Genomic DNA, 22,636 nt, shown 5'->3' with positions numbered 1-22,636 from the left:
TTGTCCTGTGGCTATTCAACATGACGTGGTAGCGACGTGGGGTCCCTGGTAGCCACAGGAGCTATCAGGGCCCCACGTCGCCCCCGAATATCCCGACTTATGCTTCTCCCAGAGAGGCGAACAGATAGCAATTGAACTGCACTGCACGCTCAAGATCAGCCAGTCTGATATTTTCGTTGGGTGAGTGAGCGGCGCTTCCCCAGTAGGCGGCATTCCCCGGAGCTGACAGACCCGGCAAGCCGACCCGCTTACGCAGGGATTCCAGCAGGGGCAGCGTCCCTCCACCAAGCGGTGTAATCTCGGCAGGCTTGCCCGCGAAAGCTTCCGCAATGGCCTGAATGCGCTGCACAAAGGGATCTTCAATCGGCGTCATATCGGCCCGGCAATAATCAAAGGCCGTTATACGGATATCGCCGTATCCCTGAGTTACAAGATGCGCTTTAAGCTTTGCCAGAATATCTTCAGGGTCCTGATCGGGCACCAGACGGAAATCAAGTTTTGCCATTGCGCGGGCGGGTAAGACCGTTTTGGTTCCCTCTCCTGTGTAGCCGCTGAGCAGTCCAGCAATATTGCAGGTCGGCGCAAATGCCTGCCGCTTGCGCAGTTCCAGCCCGCTCAGGCCATCCACAAACTCCTCGAAATGGTAGGCCTGTTTGTACTGCTCTTCGGTATCATCCTGTGCCGCAAGGGCGGCAATCTGTTGCTCGGTGGGCTCTTTCACCGCATCGTAGAAGCCGGGAATCAGTACCTTGCCAGATGGTGAACGGAGCGTCGCCAGTGCCTGTACCAGCTTCCACGCGGCGCTCGGGAGAATCGGCGCTGAGCCCGAGTGCGCGTCAACCCCGAGTCCATCGGCATCAAGCTGGACATAGAGCAGCCCTTTCGCGCCAAGCATCAGCTCTGGACGCCCGTTGTCGCCAAAGTTCGCGCCTTCCCAGAGCGCACCATCAGCCTGCAAAAGATGCGTGTATTTCTCGGCGATGGCGTCAAAGTTGACGCTTCCGATCTCCTCTTCGCCCTCAATAAGCCAGCGAATGGTGATGGGGAGCTCGCCATAGAGAGCCAGCAGGGCACGAATCGCGGTCAGGCGCGTCGCGATTTCAGCCTTGTTATCGGCAACGCCCCGGGCGTAGAGCTTGCCATCACGGACTGTCGGTTCAAAGGGCGGCGATTCCCACAGCTCCAGCGGCTCGGGAGGCTGAACATCATAGTGGTTATAGAGAAGAAGGGTAAAGGAACTGCGTCCGCGAATTTCCCCGAACACGGCTGGGGCGCTTCCTTGAGCCACGAGTTTCTGTGTAGAGAAGCCGCTTTCTTGCAGCAACGTTTCCACCAGATTGGCCATTTCAGCGATACCGATGTTCTGAGCGGAAATACTGGGTTGACGACAGAGTCGCTCAAGAAGCTCTTGAGCCTCTCCGGCATGTTCTGATAGATAGGTCTGGATGCGCTGCATGTCGACTGACATCATGTCTTCTCCTTTCGTCCTGTGAGGTGTCAGTGAGGGGGAAAAAGAAAAAGGGAGCACCGTACACCTGGCTTTCGGCGCTCCCTTCCGGGGCTTATGCTCCCGCATTTTGCAGGAAGCGGATGACAGTGCGCACGCCCTTGAAGAACTGATCGATAGAGTATTTCTCGTTCGGGGCATGCAGGTTGTCATCGGGCAGAGCAAAGCCCATCAGCACCACGGGTACATTGAGCGTGGAGTTGAAGAGGGCCGCTATGGGAATAGAGCCTCCCTCGCGAGTGTAGATCGGCTCTTTGCCGTAGACCTCTTTCAGCGCTTCGGCGGCTGCCTGCATAATCGGTGCTTCAGGATTGACGACCAGCCCATCACCTCCATGACCCATGTGCACAGTGACGTCGACTCCTGCCGGAGCAACATCTTTCACTGCCTTCTGAAGCAGCTCAAAGACTTCATCTGGCTTCAGATCGGGCGGAAGGCGCAGGCTGACTTTGGCCTTTGCGACTGCGGGGATCACGGTCTTGGAGCCTTCACCTGTGAAGCCTCCGACGATCCCATGTACCTCGAAGGTGGGACGTGCCCAGACACGTTCCAGTGGCGGATAGTTGTTTTCCCCTACGAACTGTTTGATGCCCATCTCCTTGAGCATGCTTTCGCCCAGGTGCAGCGGATCGTTTCTCCAGAACTCCTTCTCCACCTCGGGAGCCGGACGCAGCTTATCATACAGGCCGGGGATGTTGATGTGCCCATCCTCTCCTTTGAGGCGGCTGATAATCAGGGATAGCGCGTGAAGGGGATTGGGGGCAACGCCACCATAGACGCCAGAATGCAGGTCACGCCGAGCGCCATGTACCTCGATCTCGGCGGCGATAATGCCGCGCAGTCCGGCAACCAGGGCAGGAATATCGGCTGACGGCATCCCGGTATCACAGATAAAGACCGCATCGCATTTCAGCTTCTCATGCTCAAACTTGACATAGTGCTCAATAGACGCGCCGCCGGCCTCTTCCTCGCCTTCAATCAGGACGCGCACATTCAGCGGAAGCTTGCCTTCAACGGCCATCAGCGTTTCAAGCGCTTTGAGAATCAGCATTGTCTGGCCCTTGTCGTCGCTTGCGCCGCGGCTGTAGATGTTACCATTGCGGATAGTTGGCTCAAAAGGGGGGCTTTCCCAGAGCTCTATAGGATCAACGGGCTGAACGTCATAGTGACCGTAAATAAGAAGTGTGGGTTTTCCCTCTGCTTTGAGCCATTCCCCATAAACGAGGGGATGACCTTTGGTCTCGATCAACGTGGCATCAAAGCCGATCCGTTGTAATTGATTGACCGCGTATTCGGCTGCCTGACGTACATCCTTCGCATGCTCGGGAAGCGTGCTGATACTGGGAATACGGAGCCAACCTTTGAGGTCTTCTAGAAAACGCTGTTCGTTCTCTGTGATGTATGTTTCCAGTTGGGACATCAGCCAAAACCCTTTCTATCTATAAGCGGAACTCTCTCTTCATGGTAGCATTGTACAGCATCCTAAGTAAAGGTTTCTGGCGGCTTTATCCCGAGAAAAGCGGTGACCCTGACAGGAGCCACCGCAGCACGCTTGTTCTAGGGTAGAAAAACGAGATCCCCATCATCATCATAGGGGCCCGGACAGCCCGATTCTTCATCCTCTTCGTCGGGCTCGCTAGAGAAGAATGGTATGCGGGGAACAAGCTGTTTGTGCGATGGACGTATCATCAGTAGAACTGGCATGGGCTTTTGCTCCTTGTCCTTACCCGGGCAAAACCACTACAGAGGCTGTGACGGCTGTATGCATTCAAAACATATTCTGGTAGAATGACGCTGTGCGCTCATTTTTGAGGATAGAGCCGCACGGCCGCATATGTTCTCTCTATAGTATAGAGACTTTCAGTTCCTGCGTTTTTTAAGTGCTTAAACTGGTTCCAGGAAAAAAGTAGGGCTCTACAACGAGCGTGGACTGTGTTATAATCATCCATGAACAATCGTTCTTAAAGACAACAATATTGCCGGGGAAGAGAAACAATGCCTATACGTCAACTTGCGCCAGATGTTGCGGCGAAGATTGCGGCTGGTGAAGTGGTAGAGCGGCCCGCCTCCGTTGTGAAAGAACTGATCGAGAACAGTATAGATGCCGGCTCAACTCAGATACGCGTTGATCTGATGCATGGGGGACTGCAACTTATTCGAGTGACGGATAACGGGTGTGGCATTACTGCTGATGAATTGCCGCTGGCTTTATCGCGCCATGCAACCAGTAAAGTCGCCTCTATCGATGATCTAGAAAATATTCGCTCACTTGGTTTCAGGGGGGAAGCCCTTGCCAGTATCGCAGCGGTAGCTGATGTCTCGCTTCAGAGCCGCCCGCGTGATGCTGAACATGGTGCGCAGATCCAGGCTCAGAATGGCCGTATTTCGGAGGTGACACCCGCTGCTGTTGCGGTAGGGACCACTATCACAGTACGAAATCTGTTCAGCGCTGTGCCTGCTCGCCTGAAGTTCCTCAAAAGTCGAAACACCGAGGTCAGCCACTGCCTGCATTTGCTGGAACAGTATGCGCTTGCCTATCCCGAGATTCGCTTTATGGTTTTTAGCGAGAATCGGCAGGTTTTTGCGACACCCGGAGATGGTAAACTCTTCAGCGTACTGGTTGAGGTGTATGGGCTGCAAATCGCGCAACAGATGGTGCCCGTCGACGGCGATGACGAACATGATGACGATACTGATTACCCGCTGGTACAGGGCTATACCAGTCGTCCTTCTTGTTATAAAAGTACCCGGCAACATATCTCTTTCTTTGTCAATCGGCGTTGGGTGATGAGTCGGGTCTTGACGGCAGCGGTCGAGAACGCCTATCACTCGCTTTTGCTGGCGGGACGGCATCCGCTGGCTGTGATGAATATTCAGATTGACCCGGCTTTGCTGGATGTGAATGTGCATCCCGCGAAAACCGAGATTCGCTTTCTCAAAGAACGCCGTGTATATGCCTCAATTTTACGGGCGGTACGCAAGGCTCTGCTGGCAGATCCACAACTCCCACAGTGGCAGCCGAAAAGCGCTCCTGAGCCACCAAAGGCCCGGGAAAAGGAATTGCCGGTAGAAGAAGAGGAACCGACCACAGAACAGCCACTTCCCACGCAGAAGGAAGAGACTACATTCCCGGCTGATAGTCCCTGGATCACATTTACCGAGGAGGAGACGGGAACGAAGCCGCCGCTGCTCTCGCGTCTCTGGCAGGGCCATGTCCGCGTGACCCCACAGGAAAAACCCGTCAAGCCGGCACCGGTTGAGGAGCCGAAGCAGCCCGAACCGACAGCAAGCCGGACCGCCGCGCACGCACCTTCTCGGATGCCGCCCACGCTCGGGATTACTTTGCCTGAAGAGATAACGTCGGTACCGTCTCAGGAAGAGCTCCCTCCTGTTGTTTCGCCTCCGCCGGTCGAGGTCGCTCCTGTTCCCGTGCCCGCTGAACCGATAGCGCTGCCCGTCGAGCCGGTAGTGCGGCCTGTGGAGACGGCGCTTGTGCCGGAACGCCCGGTTCATTTTCCAAAACTTCGGGTCATCGGCCAGCTTGCGCAGAGCTATATTGTGACCGAAGGGCCCGACGGCATGTATTTGATCGATCAGCATGCAGCACACGAGCGCATCTTGCTGGAACGCATGGTCGCGAACTGGAAGGCGCGTACTCCCCTATCGCAGCTCCTGCTGACTCCAATTGAAATCACGCTTGCTCCAACAGAGCTTGAAGCCCTTGAGGAACATCGCGCTCAACTGGAACATATCGGCTTCGCGTTGGCGATTGAGGATGGTAAGACGGTCTCGATCAGTGCGGTTCCTGATGTGCTGGTCAAGCGTTTGAATAAGGCCTCCTTACAAGAACTCCTGGTGGAGTTGACGGCAGAAGAGAATCTGGGTCATACTGAGACCTGGGAAGAACAGGCGCTGGCAAATGTCGCTTGCAAAGCTGCGATCAAGCAGAACTACTTTTTGACCGTTGCCGAGATGCGGGAGATGATCGAGCAGTTACAGCAGACGAAAGCGCCGTTCAGTTGTTGTCATGGGCGGCCAACGATGATTAACTTTGGCTTATCTGCCCTTGCACACGAGTTTGAGCGTCGGTAGATGTGAGTATTGTATGCTAGCTGCTATTGTGCCGTCTGCTGCACGGTGGACTATTGAGCAACCACTGTTAACCTATCAGGTGCCTGTGGAGTTGGAGGCTGCATTACAACCCGGCCAACTGGTTGCCGCACCATATGGGGAACGTCTGGTTGAGGGGATTGTCTGGGCATTGCTGGACGATTCGGAAGGACCTGTTCTCGATGATGAAGATGAGCCGGAGGGCGTCCGTGCTTTTGAACTGCGCCCGATTCATTCGCTGCTTGATCCAGAACCGGTACTGCTTCCCCATCAACGTGCGTTAGCGGAATGGATCGCCGAGTATTATGTCACGCCTCTGGCGCTGGTTGCCTGGATGATGCTCTCTCCCGGGCTGGTGCGGCGCTCACAATTTGTGCTGCGCCTCTCCAATGATCTGGAGCCGGGTGAGACAACAGATCAGGCCTCCTTACGGCTGCGAGCGCTGCTCGGGCTCTTACAGGAGGAGGGAGCCATTGAGGAGAAGCGCTTAACGAAACTGCTTGGCCCGACGCAGGCGCAGAAGCTGATCCGCGAGATCCGCGAGAATCCGTTTATTGTGCGTGAGCCCAGCCTTTCCGGGCCAAAAGTAAAACCCCGTATGAAGCGGGTTGTGACGCTGATCGCGCGCGGTGAGCAATTGCTTGAGTGGCGTGAGGAGCGTGAGGCAAAAGTAAGGCAGGCGCTTCAGCAGCCAGCCTCCTCGCTCGCTCCGGCTGGCGTCAGCCCGTGGAGCAAGACCGGCATCGCTGCGGGTGAGGCACTGCCAAAACTGGACGCGAACACAGTGGCAGCGCAGCGACAGCTTGCCGCGCTGGATCTGCTGCAACAGAGCATCAATCGCAATAATCCCTGGACGCCGTACACCCTCTGTCAGGCAACCGGTCTCACTGCCGGGCAATTGCGCAGTATGGAGAAAGAGGGCATCGTCAAAATCGAGAAAATCGCGATTCGGCGTGATCCTCTGCTTGGACAGGTGATCCCACTCTCGTCACCGCTGCAACTGACCGACGAGCAACAGGCAGCATTGAACCGGATCCTCGCTGCTGCGGCCCGTGGCGAGGAGGGTGAGGTGCCCACGCCAATTCTGCTACATGGTATTACGGGAAGCGGAAAAACGGAGATCTATTTGCAGGCGCTAGCCAGCCTTGTCGCACGGGGAAAGCGCGGCATTGTGCTTGTTCCTGAAATTGCTCTGACCACGCAAGCAGTGCAACGGGTGGCGGCTCGTTTCCCCGGTCGAATCGCCATTATGCATAGTGAGCTGAGCACGGGTGAACGCCATGAGGAATGGCAGCGTATTCGTTCTGGCGCTGTCGATATAGTGATCGGCTCCCGGTCAGCGCTCTTTGCCCCTGTTCCCGATCTGGGGATTATCATTATCGACGAGGAGCACGAGGCCGCCTACAAACAGAGCAGCACCAAACCGACCTATCATGCACGTGAAGCTGCACTCCGGCTTGGCGAGATCCTCCATATTCCAGTGGTGCTTGGCAGTGCCACGCCTTCAGTCGAGTCGTTTTATCGTGCTGAGCAGGGCGTTTATGAACTGGTTTCGCTCAAGGGACGTATCGGGGCGACGCTCCCCCCGGTTGAGATTGTTGACTTGCGTAATGAGCTGCGAGCGGGCCATACCAGTATTATCAGCCGTCGCTTGCAGGAGGAGCTTCGCACGGTACTGGAACGCAAGCAGCAGGCCATTCTCTTTCTCAATCGTCGTGGCGCGGCCAGCTTTGTGCTCTGTCGCGATTGCGGCTATGTGGCGCTCTGTAATCGCTGCGATATTCCCCTGACGTACCATGCAACCGAGCAGATTCTGCTCTGCCATTATTGCGGGCTACAGATGAACATGCTGCATTTCTGCCCTTCCTGTCATAGCGCGGGGATTCGCTATTTTGGCCTGGGAACAGAGAAGGTCCAGGAGACCATTCAGCGACTGTTCCCCGAGGCGCGTCTGTTGCGCTGGGATCGTGATACAGCGCGTAACAGGCATGCTCATGCAGAGCTGCTGGAGCGCTTTGCCCGCCGTGATGCCGACATTCTCATTGGAACGCAGATGATCGCGAAAGGGCTTGATCTGCCCGGTGTTACGCTGGTCGGAGTGGTCTCAGCTGATATCGCTCTCAATGTTCCCGACTATTCGGCATCCGAACGGGCGTTCACGCTGCTCACCCAGGTTGCCGGACGCGCTGGACGAGGATCAGAGCCCGGCACCGTCATTATTCAGACTTTTAATCCTCAACATTTCTGTATTGAGACCGCTTCACGCCATGATTATCATGAGTTTTATGCCGCGGAGAGAGAGGTACGACGTCGTTTTGCCTATCCTCCCTTTCGCCAGTTCGCGAAGTTTACGTATGCTCATCGGAAGCGGTCCCGCTGTCAGCATGAGGCGCTGCGCTTGCAAGCGCAGATAACCGAGTGGATCAGACTACTAAACATGAATGACACCGATATCGTGGGCCCGGCTCCTGCCTTCCCCGAGCGCGTCAAGGAGAAATATCGCTGGCAGATGTTATTACGCGGTCCTGATCTGCATCGGCTGTTGCGTGTGATTGATGCGCCAGATTGGGAGATTGACATTGACCCGCTAAGTGCCATGTAAGCAGAAGCCTCCGTGGGCATGCATGCGTTCCTCTGCACTGATGTGGTAGAACTATATTGTTCTGTGTCTCACTTATTTGCCTTTGTATGCATGTTCCAGGAGGACTATGGCTTTTGTGTTAGCTCTGGCCGCTGCCCTCGGGTGGGGAACGGCTGATTTCTTTGTGCGCTTTGCTGCCGGGCGCATTGGCTCATATCGAACGCTCTTTTACATGCAGTTTTTTGGTCTGGCAGCGTTAGGACTCTATCTTCTGGTTACGGGACAGCTTTTCTATCTGCTGACCCATGAAGCCTGGGTGATCTGGGGGCTGGCTCTGGGAGCGGCTGCGTTGAATACCGTTAGCTCTCTGGCCTTATATCGCGCATTCGAGGTCGGGGTCACGATGATTGTTTCGCCGATCTCTGCGGGCTATGCGGCGGTAACGGCGGCGCTCTCGCTTTTCTATGGGGAGCATGTCAGCTCGTTTGGTCTCTTTGGGATGCTGGCTGTGTTGCTTGGCGTCATTATGGTTGCGACGACGTTCGGTTCAGCTCATGCAGCCCCGGTTCGCCGGGGATTGCTTCCACCGGGCGTGCTGCTGGCGATTCTGGCTTCGCTTGGCTATGGGGTTGCGTTCTGGGTTCTGGGCTTTTTTGTAACGCCCCATCTTGGCTCGGTTGCGTCTACTGCCCTCTTTCGTTTGATAACTCCCTGTTTGCTCGCTGGCTATTCGTTGGTAGGGAAGGCATCGTTGCGTATGCCACGAGGTGGTGTCTGGTGGTTGCTGGCGGCCATCGGCGTTTTTGATACGGTTGCCTATATTGGCTTTAATCTGGGAGTCTCATTGGCAGGGGCACAGGTTTCTGTTGTCAGCGTGCTGGCCTCGCTCTATTCGGCGGTCACGGTCTTACTGGCGGCGATCTTTGTGCGTGAGCGCTTACAGTGGAATCAGTGGATAGGGATCGGGATTATTTTAAGCGGAATCGTGCTGGTCAACGTATCCTAGCTGATATGCCCTTGTGAATCGTGATAGCTCAAGCCTATACTGTTCGTGAAGAAGACTATTTCAGATACAGGAGGAGCCGTAATGGGAAGAGTTGTTGTCTTGGGAAGCTTGATAGTTGATCTGATGGCACAAGCTCCCCGTCTGCCTCGACCTGGTGAAGCGGTGATCGGCGAGTCATTTCACTCACTGCTTGGAGGTAAAGGGATCAATCAGGCGATTGCGGCGGCGCGTCTGGGGGCTCAGGTGACGCTGATCGGGCGTGTGGGGCAAGATGCCTATGGAGATGCTTTCTTCGACACGCTGCAACAAGAAGGGGTGCTTTCCTCGTTTGTTTCGCGTGATGCGAAGGCCGGGACAGGGGTTTCGCTGGTCATTATTGCGACCGAGAATGGCCAGAATATGATTGTTGTGAACCCGAACGCCAATATGCAGGTTCCGGTGGCCGATGTTGAACAGGCGTTGCGTGGGGTGCAACAGGAACGTGAGCGCGAGGCTCCAGCAGATGAGCAGGCCGGGCGTTCTCATAAGGCAGTTTTCCTCTGTCAGTGCGAGACCAATCGCGAGACCTATACTACCGGGCTACGGCTTGCCCGGGAACTTGGGATGACTACCATTCTGAACGCGGCTCCTGTTTCACAGCTTGCTGATACGGAACTGTTTCGCTCGGCTGATATTCTGGTGGTAAATGAGATTGAAGCGGCAACATATGCCAATTCGTCGGTAACTTCGCTTGAGACAGCGCGTCAGGCTGCCGAACGCCTGCTCCACTATGGGCCGCAGCATGTGATTATTACGCTTGGCTCACAGGGCTGCCTGTGGAGCGCCCGGGAGTCCTCGGGCGCCGTTGAGCACCAGGCGCTCCCGCCCTTTGCGGTACAGGCGGTTGACTCGACGGGCGCGGGGGATGCGTTCTGTGGGGTGCTGGCAGCCTTACTTGCGGACAATATCCCGATGCTGGACGCCTTACGACAAGCGAGCGCTGCGGGAGCCCTGACAACGACAAAGCGAGGCGCAATTGCAGCTCTGCCCACCTTACAGCAGATTCAGGAGCTGATTCCCTGAGGTTGTTGTGCAAAAGAAAGAGAGAACGAGAATGATGCTGGATATGGTAGTGACGCCCCCCGCGATCCTCCAGAGCATAGAGGCGGAAACGTTGGCGCTTGGCTTTACCCGTTCGTGTAAGTATCAAACCGGCTCTCTTTTGCGGATGTTGGCGGCCACGAAGCCCGGTGGAATGCTGCTTGAACTGGGAACCGGGACAGGATGTGGCTCTGCCTGGCTTCTTGAGGGGATGAACCGGACAGCGCGTCTGATCTCGGTGGAGCAGGAAGAGCGGTATAGTCTGGTTGCGCAGCGCTTACTTGGCACTGACAGACGAGCAACGTTTCTGGTGCAGGACGCGGCTGACTTTCTGCGTGTGCAAAAGCCTGCCTCGTTTGACCTGATCTTTGCGGATACAACCGCTGGTAAGTTTATGTTGTTGGCGGAGACGCTGGCGCTGTTAAAGCCCGGCGGGCTCTATGTGATCGACGATCTCACGCCGCAAGAGGATTGGGAGCGAGATATGCCGGGGCATACGGAGCGTGTGGAGGCGCTTGTTGAGACTCTGGAGCGTCGTGCTGATCTCTTGCTCACCCGGATGAACTGGTCAAGTGGGCTGATTGTGGCGGCAAGGCCTGGGTAAAACAGGGCAAGGAGGAGCTGTGTTATTGCTCCTCAGCCCGCCGCTTTTCAAGCCAGCGCTTGATACTGGCCTCTCTGCCCTGTTGTCCCGGCTCATAGTAGCGGCGATTTTTCAGGTTGTCGGGTAGGTACTCCTGAAGGCGAAGCGCAGGAGGCCGTTCCGGATCATCAATCTGCATCTCTTTATAGTAATCGTGGGCGTAGCGGTAATCCTTGCCGTAATCCAGCTCTTTCATTAACTGCGTGGGGGCATTCCGAAGCTGTAAGGGCACTGGATCATTGCGGGTCTTCTGTACGTCATCCTGAACTCGCTTATAGGCTTCGTAGAGCGCGTTACTTTTCGGCGCGGTTGCCAGATGGACAACGGCCTGAGCCAGCGCCAGATTGCCTTCAGGTAAGCCGACAAAATGCACCGCCTGCTGAGCCGCGACACAGACCAGGAGTGCCTGAGGGTCGGCCATGCCCACATCTTCCGAGGCAAAGCGAATCAGCCGCCGCACGATGTAGAGGGGATCTTCACCGGCTTCGAGCATACGCCCGAGCCAGTAGAGCCCAGCATCAGGGTCGGAGCCACGCAGCGCCTTATGCAGCGCCGAGATCATATCATAGTGCTGATCGCCGCTTTTGTCGTAGTGGAGTGCTCGATGCTGCATCACCTCTTCGATAATGGGCAAGGTGACATTGATCTCATCGGCCTGCTGTCCCCTGCTGACCTGGACCGCCATTTCCAGCACATTCAGCGCTGTTCGTGCATCACCATTGGCATAGAGTGCGATCTGCTGAAGGGCCTGCTCCTCAATGGTGATAGGAAGCGTACCAAAGCCCCGCTCTTTATCCTGTAGTGCCCGCCTGAGAATGGTTGCAATCTGTTCCTCGCTCAACCCCTTGAGCACAAAGACGCGTGAGCGTGAGAGTAAGGCGCTATTGACCTCAAAACTCGGGTTCTCGGTTGTCGCACCGATCAGAGTAAACACGCCGTTCTCAACGTGAGGAAGCACTGCATCCTGCTGTGCCTTGTTAAAGCGATGAATCTCATCAATGAATAGAATGGTGCGTTTTCCTAACGAGCGGCTCTGCCTGGCGGCCTCAACAACCTTGCGTAGATCAGCAACTCCTGCTGACACCGCACTCAGGCGCACAAAACGGGAATGCGTATGATTGGCGATTACCTCGGCCAGCGTGGTTTTTCCGCTGCCAGGCGGTCCCCAGAAGATCATTGAGGTGATACGGTCGTTCTCGATGCTACGGCGTAGAACCTTGCCGGGTGCAAGGAGATGTTCCTGTCCGACGACCTCATCCAGCGAGCGGGGACGCATACGCGAGGCCAGTGGCTCGCCGACGGGCGCTCCCTTCTGCGGCTGTGCTGGTTCCTTTGATGGTTCTGTTCCGAAAAGCGATTCCTGATGCATGATAACATTTTCCCTGGAACTGGTTTCTGTAACAGTGCGATATGTGTTCTCAAAGAGTATCACAGTCGGGCTGGAAACGGTAGCCCTTCGTGTCTCAGTGATAGAGAAAAAATCCCGCAATTCCAGCCAGGGCGAGCAAGATCACCACATGAAATTTCTGGGTGAGACCAAGCGCAAAGACGCAGAGCGCAATCGCCCACTCACGCCACCCCGCGCCGGGCTGCTGAATCAGGTTCCAGCCCGAAGCCAATGAGATGCCAACGATTGCCAGCGTAATACCCTTCATCATGCCCTGAACCCAACGCTGGCGTTCGATCCGGTCATAGATCGCGGAAATAACCAGCACAAACAGAGGGGGAAGGATGATAGCGATAAAGGCCAGAGCCGCGCCCGGGATGCCATAAGTCAGATAGCCAAGCGCGATCACCCAAAGGCCACTGGGGCCGGGGCTTAGCTCAGAGATCGCGATAGCGCGCCCAAAATCGGCGTGCTGTGCCCACTTGAGCCCGAGTAGATCCTGCTGGAGCATAGGCAGATTCGCCAGTCCCCCGCTGGAAAAAAGTGAAGCTCTCAGAAAAATCAGGAAGTAGAGAAGCGGGTTAATCATAGCGGGTTACTCCATTTCTTTCTGACTCTCATCACGCGCTTGCTGTTCTTCCTTTGCCTCTTTGCTGGTACGCGGGGTAAACAGCACGATTCCAAGCAGGGCAGCCCCGAGGAAGACAATCATGACGGAGAGGTGAAAAAAGGCTACGGCGATCATACAGAGAGCAATCAAGAGGATGCTCAGGATCATTTGCCTGATGCCCTCTTTGCTGGCCTGTTGTAGTGGGAGTTTGGCAAAGCGCAGACCGATCATCAGCATCATGCCACCGGTTGCGGGAACGAGTCCGCTTTGAATGGAGCGCATCGCAGGAAGATGCTCAATGCTGGCATAGCCGATAGCAAGAAGACAGGTGATGAGTGCGCTTGGAAACAGCATGCCGATCAAGGAAACGACAATGCCGCCCAGGCCTCCCAGTTTGCGCCCGATTAAAATAGTGAGGGCGATCAGGTTGATGCCCGGGACGGTGACGCACATACCCCAGAAGCGCAGGAACTCATCCATTGTCATCCATTGATACTTTTCAATAAAGGTGCGTTGAACAAGCAGTTGGGTGGAAGCGCCGCCGCCAAAGGACTGTAACCCGATGAGTCCCCAGATCCATAACAGTTGCCATAATGTTGGTTTCGTTGTCGGTGATATGCGCGTACGCGGCTCCAGTGTCCGCATCTTCAGCTATGCTCCTTTCATGGGGTACTTTGGATAACGCGTGTCAAAAAAAGAGCAAGGACAGCCAGCAAAGGCCGCCCTTGCACGCGTTTTTCAGCCTTGTTTATGAGCGCTGTTCCAGTGGCACAAAATGCAGATCCATTGGGCCAGTATACTCGGCTTCAGGTCGGATCAAGCGATTGTTGCTCACCTGCTCAAGAATATGCGCCGTCCAGCCTGCGACCCGGCTCACCGCGAACGTCGGTGTAAACATATCGCCACTCAAGCCAACGGAGGCCATCAGTGCCGCAGAATAATACTCAACGTTGGTGTAGAGTTTACGCCCGGGCTTGAGCTCTTGTAGAATGGCAAGGGCAAGCTCTTCAACCGTGCGGGCCATCTTGAAGCTATCGGGATCGGCCACCCTGGCCATTTCGCGCAGCTCTTCGGCCCTGGGATCGGTTGTCTTATAGACACGGTGCCCGAAGCCCATCAGCTTCTTGCCGCTGGTAATGGCGTTGCGGATCCAGGATTCCGCGTTCTCTACTGAGCCGATCTCGCGGAGCATATCCTGCACCAGCGCGGGAGCACCGCCGTGGAGAGGCCCTTTCAGCGCTCCAATCGCCGCAACCACTGCCGAAGCAATATCTGATTCGGTACTGGCGACAATGCGGCCCGTGAAGGTAGAGGCATTCATACCGTGATCTGCCAGCAGGACAAGATACGAGTTCAGCCCTCTGACATGCTCTTCCGACGGAATCTGCCCGGTGAGCATATAGAGATAGTTTGCCGCATGCCCAAGCTCTGCCAGAGGCGTAAGCGGCTTCTTTCCTTTGCGCAGGCGCTCAAATGTCGCCAGAAAGACCGGAAAACGTGCGGTCAGGGCGATTGCCTGATCAATCGTCGGTGTCCCTTGAATCGCCACTGCTCCCCAGGCTGAAACCGCTGTACGGAGCGCATCCATTGGTGCTGTTGCGGCAGGGAGTGCCTCCAGGATAGTCATTACTTCTTCGGGAATGGTTCGTTCTGCTGCGAACTGTTCCTTGAGCTGCTTTAATTCCTGAGCGTTGGGAAGTCTGCCGAACCATAAGAGATAGGCAACCTCTTCATAGGTTGTGCTTCGTGCAAGGTCATGAATATTATAGCCGCGATAAATCAGGCGGCCGGTCTGGCCTTCTACTTTGCTGATCCCGGTTGTCGCTGCAACGATTCCCTCCAATCCCCCTTTTGCTGACTGTGCTGTGCTGCCTGGTTGTGGAGAATTGTGTTCAGACATCGACGGTGACATACTCTGCTCCTTTGCTTTTATACTGGCCGTCAACTGTTTGTCTGGCGGCTTGTTCCCGGGGAGAAATGTGTTCCAAAGGAAAAAGAAGATCCTGCTTTCGCAACCGACAGGTCTGACCTGCTTTTCGGAAACACGATGTGCAGGTATCGCACATGTAAAGTTGTATCACTCACTGCTTTCTGATGTCAACAAAGCTTGATTCAGCTTGATTTTACTCGGTTTTCCTTGACACCAGGTGACGTTGCTCCCCCTGATGATCTGGCTTGTGTAGTGCAATTGACAAAAGGGAGAGGCCCTACTATTTTTGAAAAAAGAGCACGGCTTCTCTCCGCTGATCTGTTTCTAGTATAAAGCACGACTCTGTTTTCAGTATGGAAACGTAGGTCTCATGGTAGAAACACTCGCTTTCATGGAGTATGCAACCCGCGTTCCTGCTCAAGCGTCTATGGAAGAGGGAAGACCAGCTTATGGCAGCGTCTGCTGAAGGCTGAACGCAATAGACCGGAGAACCTATGTAGACAGACATAGCTTGTCTTGCTGGCATTGAACTTCTGGCGTTCTGCGTAACCTGAAAGGATGCTCTCAGGTCTGCGTGTGCTCGGTGTTCAACTCCCGACACTGTACATCTATGTGAGCTGCGTCCTCCTGAAGAGTCATAAGCGGGGAATCAAACGTCAGCGCCTCTATAAATGGAGGTAGAGGCATTACCAGAAAGCGGCAGAAGGCCCCTGGAGCCTGTGCCCTCGGAGCGAAGCACGTGAACATAGTTTAACAGGAGATCTCACCTGTGCTCTGCTTCTTTTCATGAACTGGTCCCGCCAGGTAGCCGGGAATTGACGAGCGTCCCTTGTCAAACACTTCGGGACAGCGTGCCACGATGGGTCGTCATGCTGCGGCGGCTTACACGCCTGCTGAAAGAAGAAGCTGTGAGAAGTGTCAATGCAGATTTGCCCGGGCAAGCAGGAACAGATATACCTTCCACAGGCAACCGATTGGGTTTCGGATGTGTAACAGGCAAAAAGAAAAGGGCCATTGTAGGCCCTTTGTCTCTTTGTGGGTCAAGCCCTAGAACTGAAATGTTACCTCTTGCTCCTGCGCTCGTTCTGCCTCTGGTTTGCTGTAATGGTCAAGTAACTCTTTCCAGGTCTGTTCTCCCCCGATATGGTAGATGCTGGCTCCGGCGATTCCGGTTGGAGGTGGGGCATCTCCTGCGAACAGGATCGTTACCGCATGGCCGCGCCTGCGCATCCGGGCAAGCTGATCGACAACGCGATCATTCAGAGTGCTGGTAATGAGCACGACCGAGGTTCCAGAAGCCATCTGTGCTTGTTCGGCCTGAAGCACCTCTTCAATCTCTGATCCGAAGAAGCCTTGAATGCGCGCCAGAACTTCCATTACCCGCTTACGCTGATCCTCGCTGCTGGAAGGAGGCAGGCGAATGCGACGCTTTTTCAGTTCTTGTGCCAGACGAGCTTCAAGGTTGGCAGTATGTTGTGCACTCTCTTGTTCGTCGGGCAGAAACATCATAGTATTGGCATAGAGCCCGACCGCATAGCCGTTATCGAGACCCCAGGCAGCTACGGAGGCCGCAGCACAGATAGAGAGCTCTTGTAGCTCCGGGTGAATAGCATAATAGGCGTCCGGGCGGGTGTCGATGTTCAGGAAGATCGCCAGCGTATAGGTTGTGGTCGCGTCATAGATTTTGCTTTGCAGTTGTAGCGAGCGAGCCGTTGCTTTCCAGTGAACGCGACGCATGCTGTCCCCATAACGATATTCGCGCACGCCAATAATACGCGAAGGATCTTCAAGTAAGCGGCGTGGTGCACGACGATCACCGAACGGGTGGCGTGCTGGCAGGCCGAAGCGGGTTACAGGAACGACCAGCGGATAGACAAGGACATGTTGCTGATTGTTCAGTTCCTGTTCCTGGCTGAGGAAGCCGAAGGCATCGCCACTGCGGAGCTGCGTTGGCCCGAAGGTATGAACGCCACGTTGCAGGCACTTGAGCGTATATTGGCGGGTGATTCGCTCATACCAGCCCGGACTGAACAGGCTCTCCAGGCGTCCTACATTGCTCAAGGGGGCGCTGCGCACTTCTTGTTCCTCAATGGGGAGACTGCGAGGTACCGTGTCGGTCACTTCCAGCCAGGGCAGGGGAAGAATCTTGGCATTCTCAACCGTGACGGACATTTTGACCTCTTCGCCAAAGAGAACGCGCTGCTGGTCAAAGCTTCGATGGTAGCTCAAATCTGTCAGGCAGTAGCGGGACCAGATATCGGTTGTCCCGATTACCAGCAAAAGGAGAATGCCCACCACAACCAGGAGTGGCTGGTGAATAAGGATGCCCAGAATGATCAGGGCGATACTCACCAGATACCAGATTGCGTCCGTTATGCTTTTCCCCTGCCCGAGTCCGCGGGGCCCCTGTGATTTACTGCCCATCATTATGATTCCACCGGTACTGCAACGCGCTGAAGGATCTCGTCTACAATTTGTTCCATACCTTGTCCGTGTAGGCGTGTCTGGCTGGTTGCAATCATGCGATGGGAAAGCACTGGGATCGCGACACGTTTCACGTCATCAGGGATCACATAGTTTCTGCCCTGTACGGCTGCATAGGCCTGACTGGCTCGATACAGTGCGAGCGTTCCACGCGGACTCACGCCCAGTTCAATACTGTTGTGGGAACGGGTTGCGGTTACCAGATCAACAATATAGTTTTCCACGCCCGGCTCGACATGAATCTTACGGATAACCGTTTGCAGGTGTTGCAATGAATCAGCGCTCAAGACAGGTTGCAGGTCGGTCAGTGGCTGCTGTTCCTTAAAGCGTTGCAGAATCTGGCGCTCTTCGTCGCGGGTGGGATAGTTCAGGCGCAAGCGCATCAGGAAGCGGTCTAGCTGTGCCTCTGGCAGCGGAAAGGTGCCTTCCAGCTCAACCGGGTTTTGAGTGGCGATCACCATAAAGGGACGGGGCAGCGTAAGTGTTTCGCGCTCAACACTGACCTGACGCTCTTCCATTGCTTCCAGCAGTGCGGACTGCGTGCGTGGCGTTGCCCGGTTGATCTCATCTGCCAGCACGATCTGAGCCAGCAGTGGGCCGGGGCGGAACTCAAATTCCCCTTTTTTCTGATTATAGTAGGTGATTCCGGTAATATCTGACGGAAGCAGATCAGGCGTAAACTGGATGCGCTGAAACGAGCAACCGAGCGATTTCGCCAGAGATTTTGCCAGGGTTGTTTTGCCAATGCCTGGAACATCTTCAAAAAGGACGTGCCCTTCACAGAGCAGGGCTACCATCAAGAGGTCTATCACATCGGTTTTTCCGACAATAACCCGCCCGACATTGGTGCGCACCGCCTGCACTGCACTCTGAAGCTGGTGAATTGGGTCTGTTTGTGTCATTCTGTCCCCTTTGCTATATGGTAGAGATAAGATGGTGGAGCAAGAAATAGTGGCCGTTTTGCCAGGTTCCGTGAAACGGAGCCAGGGGGCGATGAACCCGACTACTCTTTTTATCAGTTATATACGCCTGTTACCGGAAAAATATCACGGAGTAGATGCGATTATTGCTTTCATTATAGCGAGGAAAGCGGGAAATGGCAGCACCCGGCAGTATACCAGAGGTGCCGCCCTTATTGATCGAAGTGTGTTCGTGCTCAGGGATTAAGGACTTGAGCGTTTACCGGTGTCGACTGAACAGTATTTCCATCGACTTCGGCGATAGCAACAATCTGGGCGTTGACCGTGCGGTGTTTTTCAAAGGGAAACACGCGTATCTTCCACATCGGATAGGCTATCCCTGTTATCTCGGTGGTGGTTTCGTCACTGACATAGGTATAGGGCAGCGCATCGTAAGTCACCTGAAGCCGGACCCGGGCATTTGGCTGATTGGTTTGTATCGTCACCGCCATCTCGGTCTTGTTATACACCTGCTGCGGATAGTTGAGAATCTGCACGGTCAGTGTGGCCGGGTTTCCCTCTGTTGGGGAGGGAGATGGGGCCACAGTCGGCGAAGGTGTGGGTGACGGCGATGGCGTGGGGGAGGGTGTGGGCGACGGTGTAGGTGAGGGTGTGGGTGAAGGCATGACGGTCTGCTCAACGGTGGGTGTCGACTGTTGAGTCGGGGCAATCTGCGGTGTCCCTATAGTGTTCGTTTGCAGCGAGTCAGGCACCTGTCTCAAAATATTCCCAGCTACAAAGGCGGCAACTGTACTGATGATGAGAACAAGCACGATCGAGATAATAAGGAACTTATAAGCGGGATCTTTGCGCCAGTAGTAGCCGATTTTGGCAAATGGTGAGGCCGGAGCAGCCCCCGGGGCTCGACGAATCAGATCTTCAGGTTTTACCGGTCGTTTTGGGTGTTGTGGTGGTGTAACCACTGGCATCTGTCCCTGTGTTGGAGACGGAAGAACCGGCGGCATGTTCATTTGTGTTTCTTCCGAGGAGGGCGGCACCTGCCCCGACTCGGGTGATGGTAGAATCAATTTGCCCTGGAACGACTGCGAATTTTTCCCATCTGGAGAATTGTCTATCAATTGTGCATCCTCCTCTCAGTAGACGTTGAGGGCGCAACCCTCTGTAGCGGTTCTTTCCCGGAACCCTGGATGTCAGAGAACGCTGTATACATTGTCAATGATCTGCGGCCTGGCTTCTCGGCTGCGAAGCACTGAAACAATATGCTGCTTTCTGCCGATTGATCCCCTCTTTTCTGGTTTTCATTATCTGAAAAGGCTACTCCCTGCTATACAGGAGAAGCACGGGAAACGGATGAAATTCTTCCTATGAAGAAAACGAGTCAAGAAGAGATAGTATGCTTTGGGTAGACATATTTCCTACTCCCTGGTGAGAAATTGTAATAATATGCACCTTTTGACCGAGAGGCCGCCAGAGACGAGGGTCACTCGCCTGAAACAGGGCAAGGGTGGGTATGCCGAGCAGGGCGGCCAGATGGGTGATACCGGTATCGTTGCCCAGATAGGCCCGGCAACTGGTAAGGGCATACGCGACATCCAGTAAGGGTGCTGAGATCAGTTCTGTCAGGAACGCGGGGGCGGGAGTCAGCAGGTGGCGCAGTTCTTGCAGGCGTTGAGCCTCTGCTGGACCAGCCAGTAAAAGCGTTGGCTGGCGCTTCTGCTCGAGATGTTGAATAACCTCGGCAAAGCAGGGAACGGGCCAGCACTTCTGTGGTCCCCCGCTTCCCGGATGGATCGCAATAGTTTCCTGCCCACTCGGTCGCTGGGGCAGCGTTAGCTGAAAATCGGGTGCAAGCATCACGCCAGCCGTTTGAGCCAGATATTCCGCGACATGGATCACCGTATCAGCAGGCGGCCTGCCCGGTGCTGTAATCACCTCTTGAATCCCGCTGGCGGTCAGATTGCGTGCAATCGTCCCTTCGGAATCACGCAGCCAGCAGATCGCCAGATCGTAGCCTGCGAACTGCGGCGAGAGCAGCCGGCGAGCTGTTTCCGGGCTGGCAAAGAGGGCGCTCCATTGAAGCGCTTCATAGTCAGAGGTCTCTTCGACCAGGCCACTGGCGTGGAAGAGCGGTAGGACATCTGCACGTCCAACGAAGTGTATGGTTGTATTCGGATGATACGCCTTGAGAGCGGCAATCACGGGCAGCGTCAGTAGCGTATCACCGATGGCTCCGGGACGAACAAGCAGGATGCGCATAAGGATTCTGGCTTTGCTCCTATTTTCTGGCAAGTATCAGGGCTTCGAGTATGACAGCTGCAACCAGAGAAATCAGTCCGGTGAGGGGTTCCCAACTATGCAGTGCCTTTAAGATCATATTGAGTATAAGCACAAGTGTCAACAGGGTGGATTGTCTGAGCGAATGGCCCGGAGCGGCGCGGTAGAGCCGAGGGAGAAGGAGTGATCCAAAGATCGAAATGCATGGAGTAAGCGTGCACATTGTGGCAAGGCCGAAGAGCACAAGAAACAGTGCCAGCAGTAAAAGGTGGTGTGGTGGCACAAAATAGGTAAAGAGGGCGAGCGCCATCCAGAGTAGCATGGCGATCCCGCCCATTGCGAGTATAGCTCGTCCGGTCACGTTCGTCCTCGGCTTTTAGCGGAAAAACTGGAAGCCCTGATTGTTGGTCAGTGGGGCTTCTTCGCGACGCAGACGGGCCTGATTCTCGTTGCTAAAGTATTGCTGCCACATCTCGGGCGCGTCCTTGCTTTCGCCACCATGCGGCGTAATGCGCTGACGGACCCGGCAGATGACCGGCGTGTTGACGGCTGAACCTGCTACAATAACCTGCCCTTTGGAGAGGGCCGGGAGATTATGCAGCAAGTCGCGGCCAACGCCTTCAATGGCGGCTGCAACACTTTTCTGATCGATCTCGTTTACGATGCGCATAATGCATTGAGTCTGACACTGACTGAGCACGTCGGCATCCAGCTTGCCCGGACGCTGACTGATAATGCCAACGCCAATCCCGAACTTACGCCCTTCGGCCAGCACCTGCTTGAGAATTGAGGTGGAAACGACCTCGGCTCCGCCCGGGGCGAAGTGATGTGCCTCTTCAATCAGGACGAAAACCGGGTAGGGTAGGTACGACTCACCGGAATGGACCTTGCCGCGCTCAGTATCCATTCGGGCATGATAGAGACGGCGCAACAGGGTTGCGACAATCACCTGCTGGTCGCGTTCGTCGATCTCATTGAGCTGAAGCACCGTACACTGGCCCGGCTTGAAGATCTCGCGGAGGTCCAGGTGCAGGCTGTCATCGAACGTCATGCTCTGTTCAAAGCGCTGCTCAATACGCCAGGTTAGAGCATGTACCGTGCTGGAATCGTCGGCCCCTTCGCTCTCCTCGTCCTCTTTCTGGCGGGCGCTGCCTTTGATCGCTGCCTTGAGATCGGCAACGCTCCAGGGAGTATCGCCCTTGCGGCTGCGGAGCTTCTGTAGGGCGCGGTTCAGCAGATATTGCTGTTTCTCCGTCATCTCGGGAAGCAGGGCGCGCATATCGCCCATTTGCAGCGTTGAGAGGCGCACCTTGATCTCATCGTGCTTGTAGACGTGGACGGTCGGGCGATAGCCGGGGCCGAAATTTCCGGACTCCGAGAAGGAGGGCTCGTTCGCGATCTGATCGAGCGTGCTATATTCGCCGTGTGGGTCGATAATCAGGACGCAGGCTTTATTATGAGGCTGCATTAACTCCTCTATAAAGACGCTTGCCAGATAGCTTTTTCCTGCGCCTGTGCTGGCGATGATTGCCATATGGGTACTGACCACATCTTTGACCGAGAGCACGATAGGAACCGCGTTCGGTTCACGAGTGAGCAGAGAGCCGATGGTGGCTGAGCCGGGCTCATGGTGCTTTTTGCGGCTCAACACTTCTGTCAGCATGGCATCATCGGCAAGGAAGATCTGCTTCCCCGATTGTGGCGGAATCCAGGGATTGATAAACGACTCGGTTGCCGGATCATAATAACCCATGATTGCCACATGGAGCTCAAAGAGCTCGTTGGTGCGCGAGTGATAGCCGACCATTGCGGCCACCTGATCGGGCGCAATTTCCGGCTCGCCTAGAAACGTATCGGGATAGAGCCGCAGGGGAACTCGTTTGATGATGCGTCCGAGCACGCGGCGGCGGGCTGGTGTTGAGCCATTATGTGAGGCGGCTCGTGGTGAGTCGAGCTCATAATAGACATATTCGCCGTTTTTGAGAATCTGGAAGTCGTCCCGGGAGACAAACGTATATTCGTGGATGCTCTCTCCCGGGCCTTTGGTGATCCCAACTGGCGTGGGAAGTTGGGTTCTGGTTGTCTGGCCTGGATCTACTAGCAC

At 55.2% G+C, this 22,636-nt stretch carries 19 protein-coding genes; 6 read left to right on the top strand and 13 right to left on the bottom strand.

Going from position 1 to position 22,636, the window contains the following annotated elements; all coding sequences use genetic code 11:
* Window positions 1–97: 97 nt before the first annotated feature.
* From EI42_RS22490 to EI42_RS32735, 3 genes are all read right to left on the bottom strand, one after another.
* A complete protein-coding gene (locus tag EI42_RS22490; protein ID WP_170142832.1) occupies window positions 98–1,471 on the bottom strand; it encodes a M20/M25/M40 family metallo-hydrolase in 1,374 nt (457 codons plus the stop codon).
* A gap of 91 nt (window positions 1,472–1,562) precedes the next feature.
* Window positions 1,563–2,927 carry a dipeptidase gene (locus tag EI42_RS22485; RefSeq protein ID WP_111324890.1) on the bottom strand — a complete coding sequence of 455 codons (1,365 nt, stop codon included), beginning with the start codon at window positions 2,925–2,927 and terminating at the stop codon, window positions 1,563–1,565.
* Between the two features lie 137 nt (window positions 2,928–3,064).
* Entirely contained in the window at window positions 3,065–3,211 is a 147-nt protein-coding gene (locus tag EI42_RS32735) for a hypothetical protein (RefSeq protein WP_170142831.1), read from the bottom strand.
* Between the two features lie 291 nt (window positions 3,212–3,502).
* On the opposite strand from EI42_RS32735, the gene mutL reads away from it, so the two are divergent.
* From mutL to EI42_RS22460, 5 genes are all read left to right on the top strand, one after another.
* Entirely contained in the window at window positions 3,503–5,599 is a 2,097-nt protein-coding gene (mutL, locus tag EI42_RS22480; protein ID WP_111324889.1) for a DNA mismatch repair endonuclease MutL, read from the top strand.
* Window positions 5,600–5,612: 13 nt separating this feature from the next.
* Window positions 5,613–8,219 carry a replication restart helicase PriA gene (priA, locus tag EI42_RS22475; RefSeq protein ID WP_111324888.1) on the top strand — a complete coding sequence of 869 codons (2,607 nt, stop codon included), beginning with the start codon at window positions 5,613–5,615 and terminating at the stop codon, window positions 8,217–8,219.
* Between the two features lie 106 nt (window positions 8,220–8,325).
* Window positions 8,326–9,204 (top strand): EamA family transporter, encoded by an 879-nt coding sequence (locus tag EI42_RS22470; RefSeq protein ID WP_111324887.1) that lies wholly within the window; start codon window positions 8,326–8,328, stop codon window positions 9,202–9,204.
* Window positions 9,205–9,285: 81 nt separating this feature from the next.
* Window positions 9,286–10,266 (top strand): ribokinase, encoded by a 981-nt coding sequence (locus tag EI42_RS22465; protein ID WP_111324886.1) that lies wholly within the window; start codon window positions 9,286–9,288, stop codon window positions 10,264–10,266.
* A 31-nt stretch (window positions 10,267–10,297) separates the two neighbouring features.
* Complete coding sequence (locus EI42_RS22460; protein ID WP_211326313.1) at window positions 10,298–10,888, top strand: O-methyltransferase; 591 nt, start codon at window positions 10,298–10,300, stop codon at window positions 10,886–10,888.
* A gap of 22 nt (window positions 10,889–10,910) precedes the next feature.
* Here the strand turns inward: EI42_RS22460 and EI42_RS22455 are convergent, their stop codons facing one another.
* From EI42_RS22455 to EI42_RS22425, 6 genes are all read right to left on the bottom strand, one after another.
* Window positions 10,911–12,296: a replication-associated recombination protein A gene (locus EI42_RS22455; protein WP_111324885.1), complete on the bottom strand. Its 1,386-nt coding sequence runs from the start codon at window positions 12,294–12,296 to the stop codon at window positions 10,911–10,913.
* Window positions 12,297–12,390: 94 nt separating this feature from the next.
* Window positions 12,391–12,903: a chromate transporter gene (locus EI42_RS22450; protein ID WP_111324884.1), complete on the bottom strand. Its 513-nt coding sequence runs from the start codon at window positions 12,901–12,903 to the stop codon at window positions 12,391–12,393.
* A 6-nt stretch (window positions 12,904–12,909) separates the two neighbouring features.
* Entirely contained in the window at window positions 12,910–13,569 is a 660-nt protein-coding gene (locus EI42_RS22445) for a chromate transporter (RefSeq protein ID WP_111324883.1), read from the bottom strand.
* A gap of 103 nt (window positions 13,570–13,672) precedes the next feature.
* Complete coding sequence (locus EI42_RS22440) at window positions 13,673–14,824, bottom strand: citrate synthase (protein ID WP_111324882.1); 1,152 nt, start codon at window positions 14,822–14,824, stop codon at window positions 13,673–13,675.
* Between the two features lie 1,077 nt (window positions 14,825–15,901).
* Window positions 15,902–17,281: a DUF58 domain-containing protein gene (locus tag EI42_RS22430; RefSeq protein WP_111324880.1), complete on the bottom strand. Its 1,380-nt coding sequence runs from the start codon at window positions 17,279–17,281 to the stop codon at window positions 15,902–15,904.
* The gene (locus EI42_RS22425; RefSeq protein WP_111324879.1) at window positions 17,281–18,240 is read right to left on the bottom strand and encodes an AAA family ATPase; all 960 of its coding nucleotides are present in this window, start codon (window positions 18,238–18,240) and stop codon (window positions 17,281–17,283) included. The genes EI42_RS22430 and EI42_RS22425 overlap by 1 nt, the downstream gene beginning before the upstream one ends.
* A 31-nt stretch (window positions 18,241–18,271) precedes the next feature.
* Between EI42_RS22425 and EI42_RS22420 the strand changes: the two genes are divergently transcribed.
* On the top strand, window positions 18,272–18,505 hold the full coding sequence (locus tag EI42_RS22420; RefSeq protein WP_111324878.1) for a hypothetical protein: 234 nt from the start codon (window positions 18,272–18,274) through the stop codon (window positions 18,503–18,505).
* Here EI42_RS22420 and EI42_RS33430 read toward each other — a convergent pair.
* From EI42_RS33430 to EI42_RS22400, 4 genes are all read right to left on the bottom strand, one after another.
* On the bottom strand, window positions 18,495–19,376 hold the full coding sequence (locus EI42_RS33430) for a hypothetical protein (protein ID WP_176594928.1): 882 nt from the start codon (window positions 19,374–19,376) through the stop codon (window positions 18,495–18,497). The two genes, EI42_RS22420 and EI42_RS33430, sit on opposite strands and share 11 nt — an antisense overlap.
* Before the next feature lie 244 nt (window positions 19,377–19,620).
* Entirely contained in the window at window positions 19,621–20,514 is an 894-nt protein-coding gene (locus EI42_RS22410) for a glycosyltransferase family 9 protein (RefSeq protein ID WP_111324876.1), read from the bottom strand.
* A 19-nt stretch (window positions 20,515–20,533) separates the two neighbouring features.
* On the bottom strand, window positions 20,534–20,893 hold the full coding sequence (locus EI42_RS22405) for a hypothetical protein (RefSeq protein WP_137686164.1): 360 nt from the start codon (window positions 20,891–20,893) through the stop codon (window positions 20,534–20,536).
* A 15-nt stretch (window positions 20,894–20,908) separates the two neighbouring features.
* Window positions 20,909–22,636, bottom strand: coding sequence for an ATP-binding protein (locus EI42_RS22400; protein WP_111324874.1), 1,728 nt, complete (start codon window positions 22,634–22,636; stop codon window positions 20,909–20,911).

Source organism: Thermosporothrix hazakensis, assembly GCF_003253565.1.
GTDB classification, from domain to species: Bacteria; Chloroflexota; Ktedonobacteria; order Ktedonobacterales; family Ktedonobacteraceae; genus Thermosporothrix; species Thermosporothrix hazakensis.
Note: the sequence above shows the minus strand (reverse complement) of the source record. Positions and strands in the feature narration are given on the sequence as shown.

Bases quoted from the DNA above. Each gene is read 5' to 3' on its own strand.
- EI42_RS22440 (WP_111324882.1), bottom strand. From the start codon at position 14,824: ATGTCTGAACACAATTCTCCACAACCAGGCAGCACAGCACAGTCAGCA.
- EI42_RS22490 (WP_170142832.1), bottom strand. From the start codon at position 1,471: ATGATGTCAGTCGACATGCAGCGCATCCAGACCTATCTATCAGAACAT.
- EI42_RS22445 (WP_111324883.1), bottom strand. From the start codon at position 13,569: ATGCGGACACTGGAGCCGCGTACGCGCATATCACCGACAACGAAACCA.
- EI42_RS22485 (WP_111324890.1), bottom strand. From the start codon at position 2,927: ATGTCCCAACTGGAAACATACATCACAGAGAACGAACAGCGTTTTCTA.
- priA (WP_111324888.1), top strand. From the start codon at position 5,613: ATGCTAGCTGCTATTGTGCCGTCTGCTGCACGGTGGACTATTGAGCAA.
- mutL (WP_111324889.1), top strand. From the start codon at position 3,503: ATGCCTATACGTCAACTTGCGCCAGATGTTGCGGCGAAGATTGCGGCT.
- EI42_RS22450 (WP_111324884.1), bottom strand. From the start codon at position 12,903: ATGATTAACCCGCTTCTCTACTTCCTGATTTTTCTGAGAGCTTCACTT.
- EI42_RS22425 (WP_111324879.1), bottom strand. From the start codon at position 18,240: ATGACACAAACAGACCCAATTCACCAGCTTCAGAGTGCAGTGCAGGCG.
- EI42_RS22410 (WP_111324876.1), bottom strand. From the start codon at position 20,514: ATGCGCATCCTGCTTGTTCGTCCCGGAGCCATCGGTGATACGCTACTG.
- EI42_RS32735 (WP_170142831.1), bottom strand. From the start codon at position 3,211: ATGCCAGTTCTACTGATGATACGTCCATCGCACAAACAGCTTGTTCCC.
- EI42_RS22470 (WP_111324887.1), top strand. From the start codon at position 8,326: ATGGCTTTTGTGTTAGCTCTGGCCGCTGCCCTCGGGTGGGGAACGGCT.
- EI42_RS22420 (WP_111324878.1), top strand. From the start codon at position 18,272: ATGGTGGAGCAAGAAATAGTGGCCGTTTTGCCAGGTTCCGTGAAACGG.
- EI42_RS22465 (WP_111324886.1), top strand. From the start codon at position 9,286: ATGGGAAGAGTTGTTGTCTTGGGAAGCTTGATAGTTGATCTGATGGCA.
- EI42_RS22455 (WP_111324885.1), bottom strand. From the start codon at position 12,296: ATGCATCAGGAATCGCTTTTCGGAACAGAACCATCAAAGGAACCAGCA.
- EI42_RS22460 (WP_211326313.1), top strand. From the start codon at position 10,298: ATGATGCTGGATATGGTAGTGACGCCCCCCGCGATCCTCCAGAGCATA.
- EI42_RS22430 (WP_111324880.1), bottom strand. From the start codon at position 17,281: ATGATGGGCAGTAAATCACAGGGGCCCCGCGGACTCGGGCAGGGGAAA.